Source organism: Spirosoma agri, assembly GCF_010747415.1.
Taxonomy (GTDB): Bacteria; Bacteroidota; Bacteroidia; order Cytophagales; family Spirosomataceae; genus Spirosoma; species Spirosoma agri.
Map to the genome: position 1 here is coordinate 1 of NZ_JAAGNZ010000004.1, position 23,091 is coordinate 23,091.

A 23,091-nucleotide genomic window follows, 5' to 3' on the forward strand; every position below is an offset into this window, starting at 1 on the left:
GGCCACCGACGAACAGCCATTGGCCGAGAGGACCGTTACTGAATACATCCCAGCACTGCTCACCGTGGCCTGATTCGTGTTACCGATCTGGCTTGCCCCATTGCTGAACTGATAGCTCAACCCGTTGGGACTGGCCGTTAAGGTCACACTCGTTACCGAGCAGGTTAGACTGCCGCTGCTCACCAGACTCGCTACCGGAGCCGTTTGATCCTGACCTACACTTACACTGGCCACCGACGAACAGCCGTTGGCTGACACCACCGTTACCGAATAAGTACCGGACGAACTGACCGTCCGAACGGCGTTGGTTGACTTATCGTCCCAGACGTAGCTACTGCCCCCGCTGGCTGTCAGGCTCACCGTCGGGCTGGCACAGGTCAATGTTGGATTCGTTGGGCTGATGCTGGCTGTCACGGTTGCATTCAGCGTGACGCTGACTGACAACGTTTTGGTACAGCCATTCGCCTTGTCAGTGGCCGCAACATACAGCGTCGTACTGCTGCCGGGAGCCAGATTAGTGGCCGTGAACGTATTACTGCCCTGGTCATAGGTGCCCGCCGACTGGGTTAGTGCCGGATCGGTATACCAGGTTGTGCCCACCGAAAACTGACTGCTGTTACCGCCCAGTTGCAGGGCCGGATTGATGGTGTTGCCGCAACTGCTGACGGGTCCCGCGATCACATCGTTATTGACCACGTTGGTAAAAGGATTGCCTTGGGGATAGCTGAGGAGGCCGTTGTTGGTCAGCGTACCGGTGCTACTGTGGGTTCGGGTGGTGTTGACGGTGAACAGGCCCGCATTGGTGAAACTGTTGCTGTTGCTGATCGGAGCAGCGACCGTTAACGTGGCGCAGGCGCTGTTGGAAAAAGTACCCGCATTACTGATGCCATTGCCCCCGATGCTACCCAACGTGCCTATAGCGACTGTACCGGCATTAGTGAAGGTGGCCATCCCATTATTGGTAATACCGTCCTGACCGGACGCCGTCTGGTCGATTTGGATGAGCCCCCCGGCCTGGTTGGTAAACACAGCCGCTGCGGTCCCCTCCCCATTGCCATTCCGCATACCCCGTTCACCTAGGGCCACGCGGTTACCCATACGGATCTGGCCCGCATTAGTAAAATTACCTCTGTTCGTCAGACCGCGATTTACCCGGTCGATCTGGATTTCGGCACCGGCGCTGTTGACGAATGAGGTGCCATCGACGAGAATACCCGCAGCACCCGTGTAGGCAATCGTTCCGATGCCGATTTTTCCGTCATTCCGGAACGCCCCGCCGGTGTTCCAGATGCCATTGCCAAATGCCCGGTCAGCCCTGATCTCACCGGTGGCCGTATTGGTAAACGCCCTATTATTGGCGATACAGTCCTGCGCTGACAGCGCTACGTTACCAATGGTCAATCTCGACGCATTGACGAAGTTGGCTTCATTTATTAGCCCTCTGGCAGCAGTCCGGTTGATGGTGATATCTCCCCCCGGATTGTTAGTAACGGTTCCCCCGTCCACTCGAAGGCCAAAACTGCCCACGTCCGCAGTGCCGCCAATCGTGATGGCCCCGGTATTGGTAAACGTTCCCGATGAGTTTAGCAATGCCGAAGCCGTAGACCGGTCGATGCTGATCTGCCCCCCGGCGTTGTTGGCTATGCCACGATTCCAGAAGCCGATCTGACCAAGGGCGGCTGTGTTGCCCAGCACCAGCTGACCCGCGTTTTGCACCGTTCCCCGGTTGCTGAACGCCACTGTATTCCCATCCAGACTCTTTGCGTTGTTGATGGTCAGGGTACCCGCAGCCGTGATGCTCAGCGAGGCCCCGCTTTGCACCTCGACCGATTTGGCCGTTGCCGCGGTGCTCAGCACAGGCTGATTGGCCGGTGCCGAGGGAATGACCACGTCATCGGTGGCGGTGGGCACCGCGCCCGAGGCCCAGTTACCGGCCGTATTCCAGTCGGTACTTAAGCAACCTGTCCAGATGGGACCCGTTAAGCCTGCCCCACAAGCGAGCGGGTTAACCGTCAGCGTGACGCTGGCCGTACCCGAGCAACCCGCCGTGGTGGTACCTGTTACCGAGTAAAGCCCGGCCGCGCTGACGACTATACTGGTTGAAGTAGCCCCAGTGCTCCAGGCGTAGGCATCGGCCGGTTGACCTGACCCTCCCGATGCAGTGAGGGTAGCACTTTGGCCTGAAGTGATGGTCAATGATGGGCTAGCCGTAATGACTACGTTAAACGAATTACCCTGCGCTTCGTAAGCGCCCATGTCGATACGCCCCCCATTGAAGAAACGAGCATTACCGGCCAGATCGATGCTGCCAACGGTGGTGGCTGGGGTAGCCGGGTCGCCCGCGTTGATGGCTACCGAGCCACATCTCAACTGGGTGGTCGTAGTACTGGCAAACGGTGACGTAGTGGTGGTCAGGTTGCCCGTGCCAGGGTTGTAGCCCGTTACCGACGACTCGAACAAGCTGTAGCTGGTGGTGATCAAAGCGCCCTGCTGGTTGGTGAAGGTACTAGCCCCGCCGTTACCCCACACCACGCAGTTGATCAGGACGGGGCGGCTGGTTCCTTGAAAGGCAACGCTGCTCATCGCCCTGCCGGAACCCGCCGAGTTGGCCTGAAACGAACAGTTGGTCAGACTGGGATTACTGTTGCCCCCTACGCTGCCATCGTTGAAGATAGCCCCACCCTGACCGGCAGTATTGTTCTGGAAGGCGCAGTTGATCAGGCTGGGACTACTGTTGCCGTTGGTGAAACCGGCGTTATAGAGGGCCCCGCCCCCATTGGCGGCTGAATTGCCAACAAACAGACAGTTACGAATCAGGGGGCTACAGCCGTTGTTAGCGCCATTGCCATTGTTGATCATTCCCCCGCCCGAATCGTCAGGTGAGTTGCTGTTGGCATTACCACCGGTAATGAGGAAGCCATCGAGCACCGCCGAGTTGGTCAGGCCGGGGGGGTTATTGACAACGTGGTAGCTGTTATCAGCGGAATTGCCCGCGGTACCAATGTCGCCACTGAGTACGGTCATCAGCGGATTACTCAGCACCCGCTGGCTCAGGCTGGTTTCGTTACCCGCAAAGCCGCCGTAAATGGGTATCCCGTTTTTCATCGAGAAGCTGATTGTGCGGTCGGTGTTGCCCGCCGGGCCGGGCTTATACGTACCAGCAGCTACCCAGACCTGCTCAGCACCGGTGAAGTTAATCTGGCTTTGCAGATCCCCACTGGCGTCGGCCCAGCTGTTGCCGCTGCCCGTCGCACCCGCCCGGACGTAGCGGATGGGCGTAGCGGACACTACGCGTAGGACGTAGGCCGCACTCACCCCCGAACAACTGGTGGCATTCGTAGCTTTAACGGTAATCGAAAAACTGCCCAACTGAGTAGGTGTGCCACTCAGCGTGCCATTGGACGCCAGACTTAGTCCAGCGGGTAAACTACCGCTGGCCAGACTGTAGCTGTAGGAACGGTCCGGCGATCCGGCAGTGCCGCCCGATGCCGTAAAGGTCTGGCTGAAGGCTACACCTAGCGTCGCCGTGCTCACGATGGGGACGGTGATGGTAAGTCCTCCGGCGGCCTGATACTCGTAGGCACCCATATCAACCCGGTCTCCGAAGATGCGGGGATTACCCGCCAGATCAGTCGTAACCCCTACTAAACCAGTAGCCGAGTTCAGCCCCGCGTTGACAGCCGGGCTACAGGCGAAGAGAGCTGGATCGCTGGCGCTGGCGAAGGGCGAGACGGTGGCGGTACGATTACCCGTACTTCCCGAATAGCCAGTCACGGAGGCATCAAATAAACTATACGTGGCTGAGATCGTCGTTGAATTATTGTAAAACGTGTTGGCTCCGCCATTGCCAACCAGTATACAGTTGATCAGGGTGGATGTAGATACAGAATTATTGCCATACCCAAAGCCATATAGCACTCCCCCGCCGTTAGCTGCTGTATTAGCTCGAAAGGTACAGTTGGTCAGCACCAGGTTGATTTCACCCTCGTATCTGGTAAAGTTGTAGATGGCACCGCCGGAGGGAGCGATATTGGATTGGAACAAACAGTTCGTCAGCTTAGGACTACTCATGTTACCCCCGCGAACACGACCCGTTAGGTTGAAAATGGCCCCACCACCGCTAACCGCCGAATTAGACTGAAACGAACAGTTACGAATGAGTGGGCTGCTGTTACCATTAAAATCCCCATAGTTGACAATGGCTCCTCCGCTATTGTTGGCATCAAAATACTCATCGTTGCTAGCGGCACCTCTGCTGTCTGCACGGTTGGATTTAAACGAACAGTTGGTCAGCGTCGGGCTGCTGTTACCTCCATCGCTTTTTCCATCGTTGTAAATTGCCCCGCCGGAGGCAGCACTGTTGTCCTGAAACGAGCAGTTCGTCAATTCGGGGTTACTCGTACGGTTAGAAGAACCATTGTTATAGATAGCCCCGCCGGAGATGGTCGCTGAATTGGCCTGAAAAAGACAGTCCGTCAGTTTGGGCTGGATGGCGGAATCAGATCCTCCAACGTTATAGATTGCCCCACCGTTGGAAGCGGTATTTGCCCGAAAGACACAGTTGGTTAGTACAGAGCCGCTCGCTCCCGAGATACCGCCGTTGTAGATAGCCCCACCGGAAACAGCCGAATTAGCCGTAAACAAACAATTGCTGATTTGTGGGCTGCTGGGCGGACCGGAACTTGGGTTTGCGAACGATGACTGGCCAACATTACACATTCCCCCCCCAATATTCTGTGGCTCCTGAACTGGCCCTGGTTCGTTGGCATTGCCACCCGTAATGACAAAGCCATCCAGCACCGTGATGCTGGTTACTCCAAGGCGATTCAGAATGACGTGAAAACTGTTGTCATCCGGATAGCCTACTTCGCCAATATCACCGGAAAGAATGGTGGTCGAGGGGGTGGTCAGGTTAATGGCTGGGCGGGCACTCAGCGCCGTTTCGTTGCCGGCAAAGCCTCCGTACATGCTCACACCATTCTTCATAGCAAAGCTGATGGTCCGGTCGGCGTTGTCGTTACCACCGGGTTTATACGTACCGGCTGCCACCCAGACCTGCTGACCACTGCTGCTGGCCGTTATCATGGCCTGCAAGTTGCCACTGGCATTGGCCCAACTGCTGCCACTACCGTTCCCGGTAGCTGCTGGTTTAACGTAGCGAACGGCCGGGGTCGCGTTCGACTGGGCCTGAGCCAGCAGACTAGCGCCTGACAGCAGCCCGAGCAAACAGAGAGCCCGCACCAGAAAACGGATAGAAGAAGGTAAAGAACGTGTCATAGGATACTTTTAAAATCGTTGTTTACGGAGAAAAGACGTTGATTTATGAAAAATGGCGGACGACTCGCGCAGCGCCGGAAACCAGCCAGCCGCTACTCATCCCTCGCCCGAACACAGAGATTCCGCAACCAATCCCGATTTAAAGAGATATCCTGGACGGCCTGGGTATCGTTGGTAAGCGACAGACAGGTCTGGTAAACCTTGCCCAGATAGCGCTGGTAGAGTAATTCAAAGTCGTGATCGGCGGGAGTCGTCGGCAAAGGGTGGCCGAGCGGCTCGTCGGCGGGGGTCTGTTTTTTCATCGTCATTCAGTAAGGGTGTAATCGGCTACTGGGTGAGTCTAATCCCTTCGACAGGGCGGCATCGGTTGAGGATGGGCCCTGTCGAAGGGATGGAGGCATGCGAACCAGCTAGAAGCGTAGGAGTTTGACGTGTTGCTGCTGGGTGGGCGTGCTCACGCGTAAAAGCAGAACCCCGTTGCTGGCACCCAGCGATAGACTCACCCGTTCCACGGCACCCGCCTGATCGATTCGTTGCGTATGGACCGACTTGCCTTGCCCATCCACTACGTTGAGCTGCACCGGTTGACCCGCTGCTCCGTTGATCTCTACCTCGGCGGAGTTACCGGCTACGGGGTTACCCAACACCCGAACGGTTAGACGCGCACCCGCTTCACCACTGCCTATTCGGGCCGATGGCGTACACACAGCCAGCCAGTTGTAGCGATACGTACTCACGGTGGCTCCCTGCTGGGCGCTCAGGGTGATGGTCGGGTTGTCGGTGTATAGGTTCAGACTATACGGACCCGGATTGGTAGTAGCCACCAGCTCGTTGACCACCGAGAAACTGATGGGTGCTGCGCTTACCCCGGCGTACTGGGGGGTGAAGGTCAACCGCCGTTCGCCCGCACTGAGCACCTGACAGCTCACCGTCGAGACCCCCACGATGGCGAAACCTGTCGGTGGAGTCACTGGCATCGGGTTCACCGTCAATTGGAAGCTCGTACTCACCTGCAAGCCACCCGGATCAATCGCCGTTACGTTGACGGTGGATACCCCTGTTTGCGAAGGAGCACCGCTGATGATCGAACCACTCAGACTTAAGCCCGCTGGCAAACCCGACGCCTGGAAGCTCAACGCCTGTCCATCAGGATCAGAAAAATAAGTGGCGAGTTGTAACTGATAGCCTTGACCTACCAGAATGCTTTGACTAGGAACACCCGTGGTGGTCGGCGGCTGATTCGGACTCGTGCCACTCTGGCAGGAAGCCAGCCAATTGTAAGCAAAGCGCGCTTCCGCGTTACCCGCCTGCGTAGCGACCAGGGTGATCACCGGGTTGTCGGTGTAGAGCCGCAGCGCGTAGGGTGCCGGAGCCGTCGTGGGGGCCAGTTCGTTGACCACCGAGAAGCTGATGGGATTACTGTTCTGCCCCGCGTACTGGGGGGTGAACTGCACCTGGTAGCCACCCTTAGCTTCATCGATCAACTGACAGTTGACCATGCTCACCCCCGTAATGGCAAAGCCACCGGGACGAATCTGCACGCTCAGCGGAGTGGACGAGCTGCTGGTGCAACCGTTCAAACTACAGGTGGCTGAGAGGGTATAGTTGCCCGGCTGGGAGAGCGTGTAGGTGTTGCCGTTAGCCTGCCCTGTTCCACCCAAAGCGGTCCAGTTAATCGTCCCCCCCGGGCAGCCATTGGCCGTGACGGTGATGGGCTGGTTAGTGGTAGCGGTCGCTGGACTAGCCGCCAGCGTTGGGGCGGTAGGGGCATTCGTCGTGCCGCTGATCGTTGCCTGCGCCATCGCCATACAGCCGTTGGCACTGGTTACGGTTACGGAATACGTACCGGACGCACTGACCGAAATACTCGACGTGGTTTGGCCCGTGCTCCAGGTGAGGCTGCTGACCGACGTGCTGGCCGTGAGCGTGGCGGTTGGTAGGCCACAGGTGAGCGTCGCTGTGGTGGGGCTAATGCTCACCGTGGGCTGGCTGTTGTCCTGAGTCACGACTGTACTGGCCGTGTTGGTGCAACCCGTGGCCGTGTTGGTCACGGTGACCGAGTAGGTTCCGGCGATGTTCACCGTGGCCGTGTTGCTAGTTCCCATCTGAGTGACCCCTGAGCTAAAGCGGTAACTCAGCTCATCACCCGCGTTGGCCGTTAGTGTCACACTCGTCACCGCACAACTCAGCCCGCCACTGGCCACCAGCGTAGCCGGTGGGACATCCTGGGCGGATTCGATGTGTACCGCGTTGCTGGTGCCCGAGCATCCATTACTGCCCGTTGCCGTCACCGAGTAGGTACCCGCTGTATTCACCGTAATACTGGGTGTCGTCTGCCCGTTGCTCCATAGCAGGGTCGGGGCGCTGGTATTAGCCGTCAGCGTCAGTGTCGGGCTGGCGCAGGTCAGCGTGCCGCTGGTGGGAGTAATGTTTACTGACGGGGCGGTCTGATCGCTGCTCACCAGGGCACTGGCCGTGGCTACGCAGCCGTTGCTGCCCATCACCGTCACTGAATACGGGCCAGCGGTAGTGGCCGTGATGGTGGTCGTTTGCGCACCGGTGTTCCAGCGGAAACTACCCGTACCCACCGCCGTCAGCGTTGCTGATGGGTTAGCGCAGGTCAAGGTGGCGCTCGATGGACTGATTGATACCGTCGGGGGCGTCTGATCCCCAGTCACGGTGGTGCTGGCTACCGATGAGCAGCCATTACCCGCCAGCACCGTCACCGAATAAATACCCGCTGTCGTGACCATGGCCTGATTGGTGGTTCCGATGGGCATGGCTCCGTCACTGAACCTATACGATTGCCCCCCGGGGCTGGCCGTCAGCGTCATGCTGGTCATGGTACAACTCAAGGGCCCACTGCTGGCCAGGCTAGCCGACGGAGCCGCATTGTCCTGGCTGATGGTGATACTGGTGGTGCTAAAACAGCCCGTGGTAGTGCTGGTCGCCGTCACCGAGTACACCCCGGCCTGGGTCACCGTAGCCCGGTTGCCACTTTGGGAGGCCACGGTGGGACTGAAGCGGTAGGTGTCCCCGCCCGAGGCCGTCAGCGTCAGGGTGGGCTGGGAGCAAGTGAGCGTGGTCGAGGGGCTGGCTGATAGGGTAGCCGTAACGACAACTGTATTGCTGGTCACGCTGGTGGTCGTGGTGCTGGTACAGCCGGCCTCGTTGGCCACCCGCACGGTGTAGATGCCCGGGCTGTTCACGCTCCGGGTATCCCCGGTCCCGGTCAGTACCTGGCCATTTCCGTCGGTAAAGGTGTAGGAACGGCCTCCAGTGGCCGTCAGGGTGACGGTCGTCATCGTGCAGCTCAGAGGGCCGTTGTTGATCAGGCCAGCGGTGGGCAGGTTGCCCACGATGACCGTGGCCGAACCGCTCATGGTTTGCTGACAGGTCGTGCTGGTGTTGATCGCCTGTACGGTGTAGGTGCCTGTGGTGGTCTGGCTGCCAAAGCTGAGCGCACTACCGGTGCCGGCTACCGCATTACCCACCGCATTGCCATCGCGCAGCAGCTGGTAGCTCACGCCGGTTTGCGAGCCCGCCAGGCCAACCACCACCCCACTACCCGCTGCGCAATAGCTGCCGCCACCGGTGACACTGAACGGAGTCGGGAGCGGGTTGGGCGTTACGACGGCGGAGCCGGTCATGCTTTGCTGACAGGCCGTGCTGGCATTGGTGGCCTGCACGGTGTAGTTACCAGCTGCGGTCTGGCTGCCAAAGCTGAGCGCGCTACCGGTGCCGGCTATCGTATTACCCACGGCCTTACCGTCGCGCTGTAGCTGATAATTCACCCCCGTCTCAGAACCCGACAGGCCGACGACTACCCCGTTACTCCCGACGCAGTAGCTGCCCCCGCCGGTAACACTGTATTGAGTTGGTACTGCATTGGCGGTGACGCTCACGCTGGCGGTAGCCAGACAGCCCAGTCTATCGGTTACATTGACCGTAAAGTTAGGCGTTCCCGCAGTGGTGGGCTTGACCAAAGTAGGATTATCGCTGGTACTGCTTAGCGTGGCTCCCGCTGGAGCAACCCAGGTATAGCTGTATGGCGTATTGGGTGATCCGCTGGGAGTAGCTTGCAGACTCGTACTGATGCCTACGCAAACCACCGAGGGCGTAGCCTGCGCCGTCACGGACAGGGTGTAGGACGTGCCCCTAAATTCAGCGGCCCCCATGTCGATGGTGCGCACCTTGCGGGCATTGCCCAGCACATCGGTAGTCGTCGCGTTGACCGCATCGCTGCCCGCATCGATGGCGGGGGCGCAGGCCTTGAGGTCCGGTCCGGTGCTGTTCTCAAAGGGATCAAACGTGGCGATGATGTTACCGCCCTGGTCGTTGTAATTGAAAGGGATGGGTTGCGTTAATGTGTAACTAAAATAGTTATTAAACCCAGCCGCAACGTTCTGTCCGCCATTGCCCCATAAGACGCAATTGGTCAGGTTGATCCTGCCATCATTAAAGGAATACACGGCCCCTCCCGCTACGCCCGACGTATTGGCCCTGATGGTTGTATTGATGCACGTGGCTACCGACCCGTTGCCGCTCAACAAACCGCCCCCGTAGTTACCCCTGTTACGCGTGAAGAAGCTATTGACAATCGTCGCACTACTGTAGTTGAGATTTAGCCCGGCCCCAAACCCGCCAAAGGCCGTGGCCGCGTTCTGATCAAAGACGCAACTCACTAGCTGAATTGGGGTTGATCCACTTATATAGAGACCTCCGCCGAGATAGGACGTCTGGTTAGCCGTAAACTGGCAGTTGCGCAACTGGTAGTTGGAACAGTTTAGTAGCGCTCCCCCGGCCCCAGAGCCATTGCCCTGGGGCGCGCTGTTGTTGATAATCTGACAGTTGTTCCAACTCCCGCCGGTAGCGCCGTTCTGCAGATAGATGCCACCGCCAAGTTCAATACAGGTGTTGCCCGTGATCTGGCAGTTGGCCAGCGACACGTTACCACTGATCCATATACCGCCCCCCCGCTTGTCTGTACCAGTACTGCCGTTGGCGTTACCTCCCGTCATACAAAGGCCATCGAGTAGCGCTACTTCGCCTGCATTAAGGCCGACGTAGACGACATGGTAGGCGTTGTCAGCCTGATCGCCGATGGTGCCCAGGTCGCCCGATAGCGTCGTGGACGACGGGGTGGTCGTACGGGCACCAGCGTTACCTTCGGTGCCTGTCGCCCCTGTAAAGCCGCCCAAAATAGTCACTCCCGCTTTCGCTCTAAAGGTAGCGCTTCGGGCGTCGGTCAGCCCGCTGGTACTGGGTTTATAGGTGCCCCCCGCCATCCAGACCTGATCGCCTGATGCTGACGCGTTGATCATGGCCTGCAAATCACCCGAGGCATTGCTCCAGGTCGCGCCCGTACCCGTAGCGCCCGCTTTGACGTACCGGATGGTAGACGCAGCCGGGGCCATCAACCGGGCTGATCGAGTCGGGGCTGGAACTGGCAGGGGCTGGTGGTCCGTTGGTAGTAGATTTATCTCCGGAACAGTTGTGCCGGGCTGCCCGGTTTGCGCCCCGGTGGTGGCTGGGGTCACGCTCGACTGGGCCTGGGCCAGCAGACCGCTGCTTAGCAGGAGCAGGCTGAGCGCCCGCAGGCTAAACCAGAAAAAAGAAGGTAAAGAACACGTCATAAAGTGATCAGTTGGATGGTTACGTAGAAAGAAAATCCGCCCCGTATGGTGTTGGCAGGTTAGACGTTGTCTGTGGAAAAGATCGGGGCAACGTCTGCCCAGTGAAGGGAGGAAGCGGGGTGAGACAATGCCGGGGCAAGTTTAGGTCAATGCCCAAAAACATATGTGCATATTTCGCCCAAATAGGTGCATATTTCACCCAAGCATGTGCACATTTGGTGCAGTATGGTCAAAAAGTGCAAAAAACAACGGGTAAACGTATCTTATGTATTGTATTTTCAGCGACTCAGGCCATTTGTCAGGAGCGGCTTCCCGGCCCCTTCCGGGTAGGCCAGTGAGCCGTAAATGAATACATGTCTAGTATACCTATCTTACTAAGATACTACTTATATTTGGCGTCCCGTTCGTCGAAACAGGTACTAAAATAGCATACGTTGAAGCAAGTAGTTGGCCTGGTTTTAGCCCTGTTAGTCGGTTTCTGTTCATTTACCAGGGCGCAGCATTTTGTGGCCTCCGTTCAGCGATATGGCCCCGAAGACGGCCTGGCCCACCGTGAAGTGAACGCCATTTTCCAGGATCGCCGGGACTTCATGTGGTTCGGTACCAAGTTTGGGCTCAACCGCTTCGACGGGGCAACGTTCACGACGTACACCCAGGAGAAAAACGGGCTCGACTTTGACGATATTCGTTCCATCGCGCAGGATGCCGACGGGCTGCTGTGGCTCCTAGGGCCCGAGGGGAAAGCAGACATCACCCTCTTCGATCCGGTAACGGGCGTGGCCACCTCCTTCGAGAAACGCTTCAAACAGCTCCGGCCTAACCTCCCCCCGATATTTCCGCAACAGACACTGCTGACTAGTCAAAAAGGAACAATCGCCTTCGTAGATTATCAGCCGTGCCGGCTAAATACCTACCACCCCCGATCGGGCCTGAAGACGGTACCGTTACCCCAGTATACGACACTGACACTGGTGGCCTTTACCGCCCGCAATACCGTTTGGGTTATTGCCAACGGGAAACAACTGGTGGAACTCACACCGGATGGGCGCGTACTCCGTACGTACGACCACTCCGAAACTATTCATACCTGTTTCGGGCAGCGCCATGCGGGTACGGAATTCTTTTACACGACGTCGACAGACCCGCTGCAACCGTATTCGGGCCACCTGTTCAAAATCGACGTGTCGGGTCGGCGGCAGGAGCAACCCGTTGAGCAGATCAGTTCAGAGAAACTACAACAGCGACTTCTCTATGCCTTCGACCGGAGCGGACTGGTCTGGAATGGGTATCAGTTGCGAGATACAGCCAATCGGCCGTTTGTCGACATCAGCAACAAACTGTCCGGTGGTTCTGTCGACAACCGAAGCTTTTTTCGCGACAAAAACGGGAGTTTCTGGCTGGGCACCAGCTTTGGCCTCTACCAGACCCGGATTAGTCAGAATTATTTCCAGCGGTTGTTCTACCTGGACGGCATCGGAAAACAACCCGCAGCCCGGGGCATTACCGTCGTGGGCGATACACTCTATACCAATCTGGAGAATGACATGGGGCTATTCGCCAGCAGTCTCTCGGGAACCTCGGTCCGCCAGGTGTTTTCCAATCGACGGTCATTCAGAAGTTTGAGTGGTAAAGTGGGACGCAAATTATATCTGGGTGAAGAAAATACGCTGGTGACCTATGACTATCAAACTACCAAAACCAGCATAACGCCCATACCCAGGCCCGGAGCCATCTGGAACATTCATCCGTTTTTGGCCAGTCCCCGCCGGTTGCTGGCCGGTGGGGACCCCGGTTTGTGGCTGGTCGACCCGGTCACTAGCCAGGTTACCAACTTCCGGGGCTACAATCAGTTTCCCGAGCTGGCGCACGCCCACGTACTACACATTGGCACCGACCGGCAAGGTACGCTCTGGCTCTGCGCCACAACGGGCCTTTACACCATCGATCCCAAAAGGGGCGTTACGGCCCGCTACTGGCGGGGTGGCCGGGGGGCTTTCAGGCTACCAGCCGACAGCTACCAGCATTTTTACCAGGACCCGCAGGGGCTGTTCTGGCTGGCAACGGCCAACGCCGGACTGATTCGCTGGGACCGTACCCGGAGCCGCTACCGCCAGTTTCGGCGGGCTGACGGGCTGAACAACGATAATATTTACGCGGTATATGCCGACCGGCGGGGTCACCTCTGGCTCAGCAGCGACAACGGCATCATGCAGTTCGATCCAGTCCGGCTCACGACCCGGACCTACACCGTGCAGGATGGTATCACCAACAACGAGTTCAACCGCATCGCCCATTACCAGGATGCGCAGGGACGGCTTTATTTTGGGGGTCTGAACGGGGTAACGGCCTTCAATCCCCAGGATTTCGAGGCCGAGCCGCCCCTGCCCGATCTGCCCCTGCGCGTGGTTTCCTTTCGCCAGTTCGACACCGGCCGTAACAAACTGATCGACAAGACCGCGGAACTGCTCAGGACCAATCAGATCACGCTGCAACCCAACGACCGAAGCAGTATCCTCGACTTCGCGCTGCTCAACTATACCGATGCCCAGAAAAATACGTACGCCTACCAGTTCAGCGGGCTGAACGATAGCTGGCACTACCAGACCGAACCGTACCTGCGACTGGGCAACCTGCCCTATGGTGACTATCAGTTGCTGATCAGGGGGCAGTCGGCCGACGGGCGAATGTCGGCGGCCCCGCTCTCCATCGAGGTACACGTGCTGCGGCCGTTTTATCTGCGGGGCTGGTTTGCTTTTCCGCTGGTGTTTTTGTTGATGGGTGGGGTGTGGGCCTGGGGCCGGTGGCGGGACCGGCGATACCAGCGGGCACAGATCCGGCTGCAAACCCAGGTCAACGAGGCCACCCAGACCATTGCCCGGCAGGCGCAGGATCTGCAACGGCTCGACGAGACGAAATCACGCTTTTTTGCCAACATCTCCCATGAGTTCCGTACGCCCCTGACGGTGATTCTGGGCATGGCTGATAATCTCTCCCAGCGGACCGATCCCCAGTTGCAACAATCGGCCCTTCTGATCGAACGCAGTGGCCGCAACCTGCTGCGACTGATCAATCAGATTCTGGACCTCTCCCGGCTAGAGGCTGGCGAGATGCCGCTCAAACTCGTGCGAACGGACCTGATGCGCTTCATTCGCTTTGTCGGTGAAACGTTTCAGTGGCAAGCGCAGGCGAAGGGCGTACACCTGATCGTACACACGGAGGAGACAGGTGAGGCCGATTTCAATCCGGATAAACTACAGGACATCATCGTCAACCTACTGGGTAATGCCCTTAAATTTACCCCGGCGGGGGGAGAGGTACGCTGTGAAGTGGTTAGTCAATCCCGTTGGCAGCCCCTTACCCAGGCGGATTACCACGAAGCACTGACGCCAACCCGGCATCTGAACGGCCCTTGGATTCAACTTACCGTCAGCGATACCGGGCCCGGCATTGACCCGGCCAGCTTGACCAAGATCTTCGATCGCTTTTATCAGGCCGGGCCACCTCACGCCGGGCCGGGTTTACCTCGTACCGAATGGGCCCACGGTGGCACCGGCATTGGTCTCTCGCTGGTGCGGGAGTTGGTTAGCCTGATGCAGGGCGGCCTGGCGGTTCGTAATCGATCCGATCTGGAAGGATCTGATCCTTCCAGATCGGACCCTTCCGGGGCAGGTGCTGAATTCGTGGTTCGGCTGCCCCTGACGCGGCAGGCACCTCTGGTCGACGATGTGCGGCCAACGCCCATCTTACCCGCATCGGACCGGGTCACGTCAGACCGGGTCACGTCAGATCCGGTCTGGAGGGATCCGAGTGAGCTACACGACTGGGTCGAATCCGGGCTGGAGGAAGCTCCTGATCGCCCTTTGTTGTTGTTGGTGGAAGACAATGACGATACCGCTACGTATGTCCAGACTTGCCTGCGGGAGGAGTACCAGATCGTCCGGGCCGAAAACGGCCAGATCGGCATTGACAAGGCCCTGGCGATCACACCGGACTTGATTCTGAGCGATGTGATGATGCCCGCCAAAGATGGCTTTGCACTCTGCGACACCCTGAAGAACGACGAACGCACCAGCCATATTCCAATCGTACTACTCACGGCCCGTGCCGCGGTAGACGACCGGATTGCGGGCTTACGGCGGGGGAGCGATGCCTATTTGGTTAAACCGTTCCGGCGGGAAGAGTTGCTGCTCGTTTTAGGTAATCTTCTACAGACCAGACGACTGCTCCAACGTTACTATAGCCATCGGGCGCTGGGCAACGTGCAGCCTGACCCGGTTTTCTCCGACGGAGCTGATGCACGGGAGGACCAGTTCGTAACGAAACTGCGCAATACCCTAGAGCTTCATTTGGCTAATGTAGCCCTCGATACGACCATGATCTGCCAGTTGATGGGCATGAGCCGTAACTCGTTGTACCGTAAGATGATGGCGCTGACCGGCCTGTCCGTAATTCCTTACCTGAGGACTCTTCGCCTGCAAAAAGCCGAAGAGCTGCTTCTCCAGTCAACGTTGAGTGTTGCTGACATTGCCTACGCCGTGGGCTTCGACAATCCCCGGTACTTCAGCCGGGTTTTTTCGGAAGAAAAAGGAGTTTCTCCCAGTAGTTACCGGGATAAGGAGTAACTGACCTCCCTCTTTCATATGCGACGGATCAACGTTGACCCTTCCAGAGGTAAGCTAGTGCTTTACCAGGTTTATTCAGAGCGGAAGACTGATCTGCATTTAGGCAGAGCCAGATCACCTCGGGATTATCCGATGCACTACAGCAAATCCCGCCATAGACAAAACCGGCAGGAATTGGCTATTTGCCTCTTCCTGCCGGTTTTGCAACGAGCAATAACGTATGTAGTTAATAGCCCGGATTTTGCGTCAGGACCGGGTTCAGATCGCGTTCGCGCTGCGGAATGGGATATAGCTTGTGCGTTTCGGTGATGCTGGTTTTGCCTTTCGCTTTCAGCAATGGTACCAGCCGATCGGTCCGGACCAGATCAAACCAGCGGTGACCTTCGGCGTTGAATTCCCACCGCCGTTCGTCCCAGATGGCTTGCCGGAAGGTGTCTTTGGTCAATGCAGTCGTGAAATCGACCGAGGAGGCTCCGATCAATGGAAAACCGAAAGCCCGGCGACGAATGGGGTTGATGGCATCCAGAGCCGCAGCCGTTGGGCCACTGATTTCGTTATCGGCTTCAGCAAACATCATCAACACATCGGCGTACCGAATGATCGGGAAATTGTTGTTGGCATCGCCGAACGCTCTTGCCGACGGATCAACGTATTTGTTGAAGTGCTGGAACGTATTGACGGTTTTTCCGGCACCGTCGATGTACGAATTAATGAACAGTTCCTTGCGTTTATCACCGGTTTTGAAGCTATTGTATAAGTCCATCGTCGGAATAAATGACCCAAAACCCCGGCCCGTGATGGGTGAGTTTTCTGGCGCAAAATACGTCACCATGCCGCTGCCCTGGCCACTGCCCCCGCCCACAAACTGAATCTCAAAAACCGACTCTTTGCCATTCTTATTCGAAATAGCAAAGACATCAACGTACTTGTCGAACAGGCCGTAGCCGTATTTGGCGGCATTGTCGATCACATCTTTGGCTTTGGCGCGGGCATTGGCGAAATCTTTGCGGGTCAGGTAAACCCGCGCCAGCATCGACTTGGCCGCGCCAGCCGTCACCCGGCCCAGATCGATACCCGTAAACTTGTCGGGCAGCGACGTTTCGGCATCAGTCAGGTCCTTGACAATCTGCGCATACACCTCGTCGGCGCTCGCACGGGCCACATCTTTACCGACATTCAGCGACTGGGTTTCTTTCAGGATCAGCGGCACCCCGCCATACCATCGAACCAGATAAAAATAATAGTAGGCCCGCAGGAATTTCGCTTCACCGATCAGCCTTTTTTTCAGCGTTTCATCCATCGGAATCCCCGGAATCCGGTCGATGGCGGTATTGGCGCGGTTGATACCCTGGTAAATTACCTGCCAGGTTTGCGACACCACACTATTGGTGGCAATGGTCTGGAAACTCCAGAGCTGAACCCGGTCGGCATTGTTCAGCAGAGGGTCCATATCATCCGACGGCAAGTCGCCCATGATGATAAAATTCCGGCTTTGGTCGCCCACCTGGTTGGAGATGTCGTAGACGGCATTGACCGCTGCCGTAGCATCGTTCGCATTCGTGTAAAAATTGACCGGAGCCAGCGACGAAGGTGGTGTTTCTTCCAGTGAACAGGCTCCCAGACCAAGCGCCAGCGCAGCTATTAACAAGATTCGATTCGTTTTCATAAAGAGCTAAAGAATGGCAGGTTAGAGTGCGATGTTCAGGCCGGCCAGAATCATTTTATTACCCGGATAGCTACCGTAGTCACTACCCTGGCTCAGTGTGCTTTGTCCAAACCGGTTCACTTCGGGATCGAAACCGCTGTACCTGGTGATCGTAACCCAGTTTTGGGCACTGACGTACACTTTCACGTTATACAGTTTGATTTTGCTCACCAGCGACGCCGGTAACGTATAGGACAGGTTGATGTTTTTCACCCGCAGGTACGAGCCATCTTCGATCTGACGACTCGACAGCACATAGGCATTCCCGACGGCATTGGCGCGGGGAATCTCGTTGCTCGGGTTGGTTGGTGTCCAGCGATTCAGGGTTTCGGCCGATTGATTACTCACGCCCGTCAGCGATTCCTGTTCGAACCGGTTGATGTTGAAAATGCTGTTGCCAGACGTTCCCTGCATGAAAACGCTCAGCTCAATGCCTTTGTAGGAGAACGTATTGGTGATACCGCCGTATAATTTCGGCTGGGCGTATCCCAGAATAACGCGGTCGCTGGCATTGATCGCCCCGTCGGCGTTTTGGTCGACATACCGACGATCGCCGGGTTTAGCGGTTCGCTGCGCCGAGCCATCTACTTCGCCCTGGTTTTGAAAGATACCGCTCGACTGATACCCGTAGAACAAACCGATCTGCTCACCAACCCGCACCAGACCTGAGTTTGGTAACTGAAGGTGTCCGCTGGCATCACCCGAGGCAAACTCCGTCTGATCGCCCAGGTTCAGCACCTTGTTGCGGTTTGCGGCAATGTTGAACGCCGTCGTCCATCTGAAAGCGCCGTTCAGATTGGTCGAGTTGATCCCCAGCTCGAAACCCTGGTTGCGAATACTGCCCAGATTTTGCAGCGCCGACGCATAGCCGGAAACGTAGGGCAGCGGCACCGACAGCAACAGATCGGTCGTTTTCTTGTTGTAATAATCCGCCGTCAGGGTGATCCGGTTGTTCAGTACGCCCATATCGATACCGATGTCTGTCTGAGCCGTGGTTTCCCAGCGCAAATCCGGATTAGCCACTCGCGACGGCCCGATGCCAATCACCACCGTGTTGTTGAAATTGGCATTCTGGGTTCCCAGCGTCGCCAGCGATTGGTATTGCGTAATTTCCTGATTACCACTTAACCCGTAACTAACCCGCAATTTCAGGTCGTTGATGACGGTGTTGCCTTTCAGGAAGTTCTCTTCCGTTAACCGCCAGGCCACCGAAGCCGAGGGGAAAACCGCCCATTTGTTACTGGATCCGAACCGAGACGAACCATCGGCCCGCACGGTAGCGGTAAGCAGGTATTTACCGGCATAATCGTAATTCGCCCGGCCAATGTACGAGTTGAGCTGCCAGTTGCTGGCCGACGATCCCGGAACGAGTGCCGTGGAAGCCGAGCCCAGGTTTTCGTACGTTAAGATGTCATTGGCAAATCCCTGCGAACGCGCTTCGACAGTTTCATACCGGTTGCCCTGCATGGTGTACCCCGCCAAGAACGTCAGGTTATGTACGCTGGCAAAAGTCTTGTTGTAGGTCAGCGTATTTTCATTCAGCCAGGTCGACGATTGGTTATTGACGATCGACGCCTGACCACCCAGCTGTGCACCGGTTGCGGTATTCCGCGACAGATACAGGCTACGTTTGGCGTAATTCACATCCGCTCCGAAACTTGTCCGGAACGTTAAACCGGGCAGAATTTTGTAGTCGGCAAATACGCTGCCGATTACCCGCGTGCCGACGGTCAGGTTATAGGTTCCCAACGCCTGCGCCACCGGGCTGCCAATCTGGATCCGACCCGGCGTATTGAAGACCACCAACGTACCATCGGCGTTGTAAACCGGCTGCGTGGGCGAGAAATTCAGGGCACTATACACCACCGTTCCGCTCGTTCCCCCATCGGCATCCGTTGGAACGGCGTTGTTGCGGCTCCGGATGACGTTCAGGCTGGTTCCGATGTTAACTTTGTCGTTGATTTTATGATCGAAATTGAACCGGAACGAAGCCCGGTCATATTTCGAATTGATAATGATTCCCTGCTGGTTCAGGTAGTTGGCCGAAACTGCGTAGCGCGTTTTATCCGAACCGCCCGAAGCGGTCAACTGATAGTTTTGAATGGGGGCATCCCGGAAAATTTCATCCTGCCAGTTGGTCCCCTCACCGAAACCGGCGATTTGCGCATCCGTAAAAACCGCAGGCCGACTCGCGTTTGCATTTGCTTCATTCACCAGCGTTGCGTACTGCGTTGCGTTCAGCAGCGGCAGTTTTTTTCGCACCTGCTGAATCCCATAATAGGTTTCAAATTCGATGCGATTCTGACCCGACTTTCCTCGTTTGGTCGTGATCAGCACGACCCCGTTGGCACCCCGCGATCCGTAAATGGCCGTGGCCGACGCATCTTTCAGGATTTCCATCGACTCAATGTCGTTCGGGTTCAGGTTAGCCCCACTTTCGTTGTAGACCGGAAACCCGTCAATCACGTACAGCGGCTCGTTTCCGGCATTGATGGAATTGCCACCCCGTATCCGAATCGTTACGCCACCACCCGGCGCGTTCGATGCCTGCGTTACCTGCACCCCGGCGGCCCGGCCTTGCAGGGCTTGCCCGACGCCCGTTACCGGAAGGGCTTTAATCTCTTTGGCCGTTACCGACGACAATGAACCGGTCACATCGCTTTTCCGCTGCGTACCGTATCCCACGACCACCACTTCTTCCAGTGCTTTCTGATCGTCGACCAGCTTAACGGTCAGCTGGCTGCGACCACCAATGGCTACGTCCTGCGACATAAAGCCCAGCGACGAGATGACCAGCGTTCCGTCAGACGGGGCGTTCAGGCTAAAATTACCCTGCGCATTGGTGGAGGTTCCGGTTGTTGTGCCCTTCACAACGACGTTCGCTCCGGGAATAGCCTCCCCAGTAGCGCCGATCACTTTCCCGGAAACCGGGGCGGCTTGCTGAGCCATCAACAGCAATGGGAATTGCAGGCATACCAGCCAGGCGAGCCAGATCCATCGGCTGATACGGACACCATTTCTTTTCATAAGATTGGGACCAACAGGATACGTAATGTCATGAATTCTCATGGGGTTTGTTAACTAAGTGAATTCGGTTTTCTCATTTTATGAAACAATAGTAGTTAGCAGGAGCCTATAAAATGTAGAAATAAGCCAAATCGAACGGTTCGTCCACCTCTTTGAACGGTTTTTCAGGGGCCTGAACGATCAGTCCGCCTGGTAGACCCGTAAACGCCATCCGGAAAAAATTGAACGTAACTAAACTTGCACCTCCAGTATGTCTCAGTAATCCATGTGAAAAAAAACAGAGTTGTCGTAACCTTTGCTGAGGTGGGATCAGTGATGCTGCTCGTTTCGTTGCTCCTGTATCTGCTATCGATCGTTCTTTAGTTTACCCATCCGATCAAATCAGCGTGGTCGGACAACCCTTTTCCCTACTCGACCCCATGCCAAAGCGGCTATCCCTTTCCGTTGTTCTCGCTGGCCTGTGTCTGGCCGTGGTTGTTCGCGCCCAGCCGGTCGGTTCCAGCCCATCAAAAGCGGCTGTCATCTCGATCCTGAAACTACACAATCTGGAAGAAGCTCGCTGGGCCATGCAACAGCAACCCCTCACGGTGACGGCGCAGACCTCGCCACGTAGTTCGGGCGGCAAACATGATTTCTTTTCGGAGGGTGACTACTGGTGGCCGGATTCGACAAATCTTGAAGGACCTTACATCCAGCGGGACGGACTGACGAATCCAGCCAATTTTGTAGCGCATCGGCAAGCCCTCATTCGCTTTAGCCGCATTGTGGGCGCGTTGGCATCAGCCTACCTACTGACGCAAGATGAACGCTATGTTCGGCAGGCGTTTCGGCATCTAAATGCTTGGTTCGTGGACCCGGCTACCCGCATGAATCCGTCGCTGTTGTACGCACAGGCGATAAAAGGGCGATTCACAGGACGAGGTATCGGCATTATCGATACCATTCACCTGATGGAAGTAGCGCAGGGTTTACGAGCTATGGAAAAAGCCAACGGGGTTAACAGGCACTCTGTTGCGGCTATTCGGCGTTGGTTCGCCGACTATTTGACCTGGCTCACGACACACTCGTATGGCAAGGACGAGATGAACGCTAAAAATAACCACGGCACCTGCTGGGTGATGCAGGTAGCCGCTTTTGCCCGACTCACCAACAATGACTCACTGCTGAACGTCTGCCGGACGCGCTATAAAACCCATTTATTACCTGATCAGATGGCGGCAGACGGGAGCTTTCCGCAAGAGCTTCGGCGGACCAAACCTTACGGCTATTCGCTGTTTAATCTGGATGCGATGACGACGATCTGCCAGCTATTATCTACACCTACCGACAACCTCTGGACGTACCAGACGGCCGACGGGCGTAGCATTCGCCGGGGCATCACGTACCTGTATCCGTTTGTGCAAACGAAAGCGAAGTGGCCACTGAAACCGGATGTGATGTACTGGAACGACTGGCCTGTAGCGCACCCATTTCTGGTGTTCGGGGCCGTTACGTTCGGGCAAACCGACTGGTTCAACACCTGGACGAAACTGGATCATAGTCCTCAGGTCGAAGAAGTCTTACGTAACCTACCCGTTCGTAATCCAATTATCTGGCTAAACTAAACCCTACCCTACAGACACATGAAAGAAGGCAGATTCATTTTCGCATCCCTCCTGGTAACCTGCTTCCTAGCAGCTTTCGTCCCCGATTCCCTGATCAAAACAGCCTTCAACCAGGCCGAACAGCAGACGAAGCTAATGCTCAATGAACTAGCGGCTGCCAAGGCGGCAGATTCCAAAGTAGCTTTGGTATCACCCCGAACACTCAACGAAGCGGGCGCGCTGCAACTGGTTCCTGCCCGCGACTGGACGAGTGGTTTCTTTCCCGGCGAATTGTGGTATCTCTACGAATATACGGGTCGGGGGGCGTGGGCTGATCAGGCACGGCGTTTTACGGCTAACCTGGAGCGGGAGAAACTGAATACAGGAACACACGACATGGGGTTCAAGCTGTATTGCAGCTATGGTAATGGCTATCGGTTAACGGGCGATAAAGCGTATCAGGAGATTATTGTTCAGGGTGCGCGAAGTTTGATAAAGCGGTTCAAACCAACGGCGGGGATCATTCGCTCGTGGGATCACCACAAAGAGGTCTGGCAATGCCCGGTCATCATCGACAACATGATGAATCTGGAACTGCTGTTTGCCGCTACCCGCCTGACGGGCGACTCTACGTTCTATAAAATCGCAGTCACGCACGCGAAAACGACCATCCAGAACCATTACCGGCCTGATCATAGCTCCTATCATGTCGTGGATTATGACACGCTGACGGGAAAGGTGCTCAAAAAAAATACGCACCAGGGCTTTAGCGATGAGTCAGCCTGGGCACGGGGACAGGCGTGGGGATTGTACGGGTATACGATGTGCTACCGGGAAACGAACGATCCGCAATTTCTGAAACAGGCCGAAGCGATTGCCCGCTACATGCTCAATCACCCCCATATGCCCGCCGATCTGGTGCCTTATTACGATTTCGATGCGCCCAACATTCCAAACGAACCGCGCGACGTATCGGCCGCTGCGATCATGGCCTCTGCACTGTATGAGCTTAGTACATATAGTTCCAGCTCGCAATATCGCGCCAGGGCCGATCAGGTGATTCGCAGTTTAGTGCAGCAGTACAGGTCGCCGGTTGGTCAACATCACGGGTTTCTGTTGTTACACAGCACCGGCTCGAAGACCAGCGAAATTGATGTACCACTGATTTATGCCGATTACTATTTTCTGGAAGCGCTGCTCCGTTCCAAAAAACTGAACGAGAAGAAGCCGTTGTTTTGACA

The 23,091-nt window shown here is 56.6% G+C and carries 8 protein-coding genes; 3 read left to right on the forward strand and 5 right to left on the reverse strand.

Features of this window, described 5'->3' with window-relative positions; all coding sequences use genetic code 11:
• The 3 genes from GK091_RS25670 to GK091_RS25680 form a co-directional block, all read right to left on the reverse strand.
• The coding region (locus tag GK091_RS25670) for a beta strand repeat-containing protein (protein WP_164043606.1) at nucleotides 1-5,277 on the reverse strand (5,277 nt) is incomplete at its 3' end.
• A gap of 92 nt (nucleotides 5,278-5,369) precedes the next feature.
• A complete protein-coding gene (locus tag GK091_RS25675) occupies nucleotides 5,370-5,579 on the reverse strand; it encodes a hypothetical protein (protein WP_164043607.1) in 210 nt (69 codons plus the stop codon).
• Between the two features lie 108 nt (nucleotides 5,580-5,687).
• Nucleotides 5,688-10,913 carry a beta strand repeat-containing protein gene (locus GK091_RS25680; protein ID WP_164043608.1) on the reverse strand — a complete coding sequence of 1,742 codons (5,226 nt, stop codon included), beginning with the start codon at nucleotides 10,911-10,913 and terminating at the stop codon, nucleotides 5,688-5,690.
• 434 nt (nucleotides 10,914-11,347) lie between these two features.
• Between GK091_RS25680 and GK091_RS25685 the strand changes: the two genes are divergently transcribed.
• The gene (locus GK091_RS25685; RefSeq protein WP_164043609.1) at nucleotides 11,348-15,535 is read left to right on the forward strand and encodes a hybrid sensor histidine kinase/response regulator transcription factor; all 4,188 of its coding nucleotides are present in this window, start codon (nucleotides 11,348-11,350) and stop codon (nucleotides 15,533-15,535) included.
• Nucleotides 15,536-15,761: 226 nt separating this feature from the next.
• On the opposite strand, the gene GK091_RS25690 is transcribed toward GK091_RS25685, so the two are convergent.
• A complete protein-coding gene (locus GK091_RS25690; RefSeq protein WP_164043610.1) occupies nucleotides 15,762-17,201 on the reverse strand; it encodes a RagB/SusD family nutrient uptake outer membrane protein in 1,440 nt (479 codons plus the stop codon).
• A gap of 21 nt (nucleotides 17,202-17,222) precedes the next feature.
• Nucleotides 17,223-20,309 (reverse strand): SusC/RagA family TonB-linked outer membrane protein, encoded by a 3,087-nt coding sequence (locus tag GK091_RS25695; RefSeq protein ID WP_164043611.1) that lies wholly within the window; start codon nucleotides 20,307-20,309, stop codon nucleotides 17,223-17,225.
• Nucleotides 20,310-20,686: 377 nt separating this feature from the next.
• Here GK091_RS25695 and GK091_RS25700 point away from each other — a divergent pair, with 377 nt between their 5' ends.
• Together GK091_RS25700 and GK091_RS25705 are read left to right on the forward strand one after the other, a co-directional pair.
• Nucleotides 20,687-21,871 carry an alginate lyase family protein gene (locus GK091_RS25700; RefSeq protein WP_164043612.1) on the forward strand — a complete coding sequence of 395 codons (1,185 nt, stop codon included), beginning with the start codon at nucleotides 20,687-20,689 and terminating at the stop codon, nucleotides 21,869-21,871.
• Between the two features lie 18 nt (nucleotides 21,872-21,889).
• Nucleotides 21,890-23,089, forward strand: coding sequence for a glycoside hydrolase family 88 protein (locus GK091_RS25705; RefSeq protein WP_164043613.1), 1,200 nt, complete (start codon nucleotides 21,890-21,892; stop codon nucleotides 23,087-23,089).
• The last annotated feature ends 2 nt before the right edge of the window (nucleotides 23,090-23,091 follow it).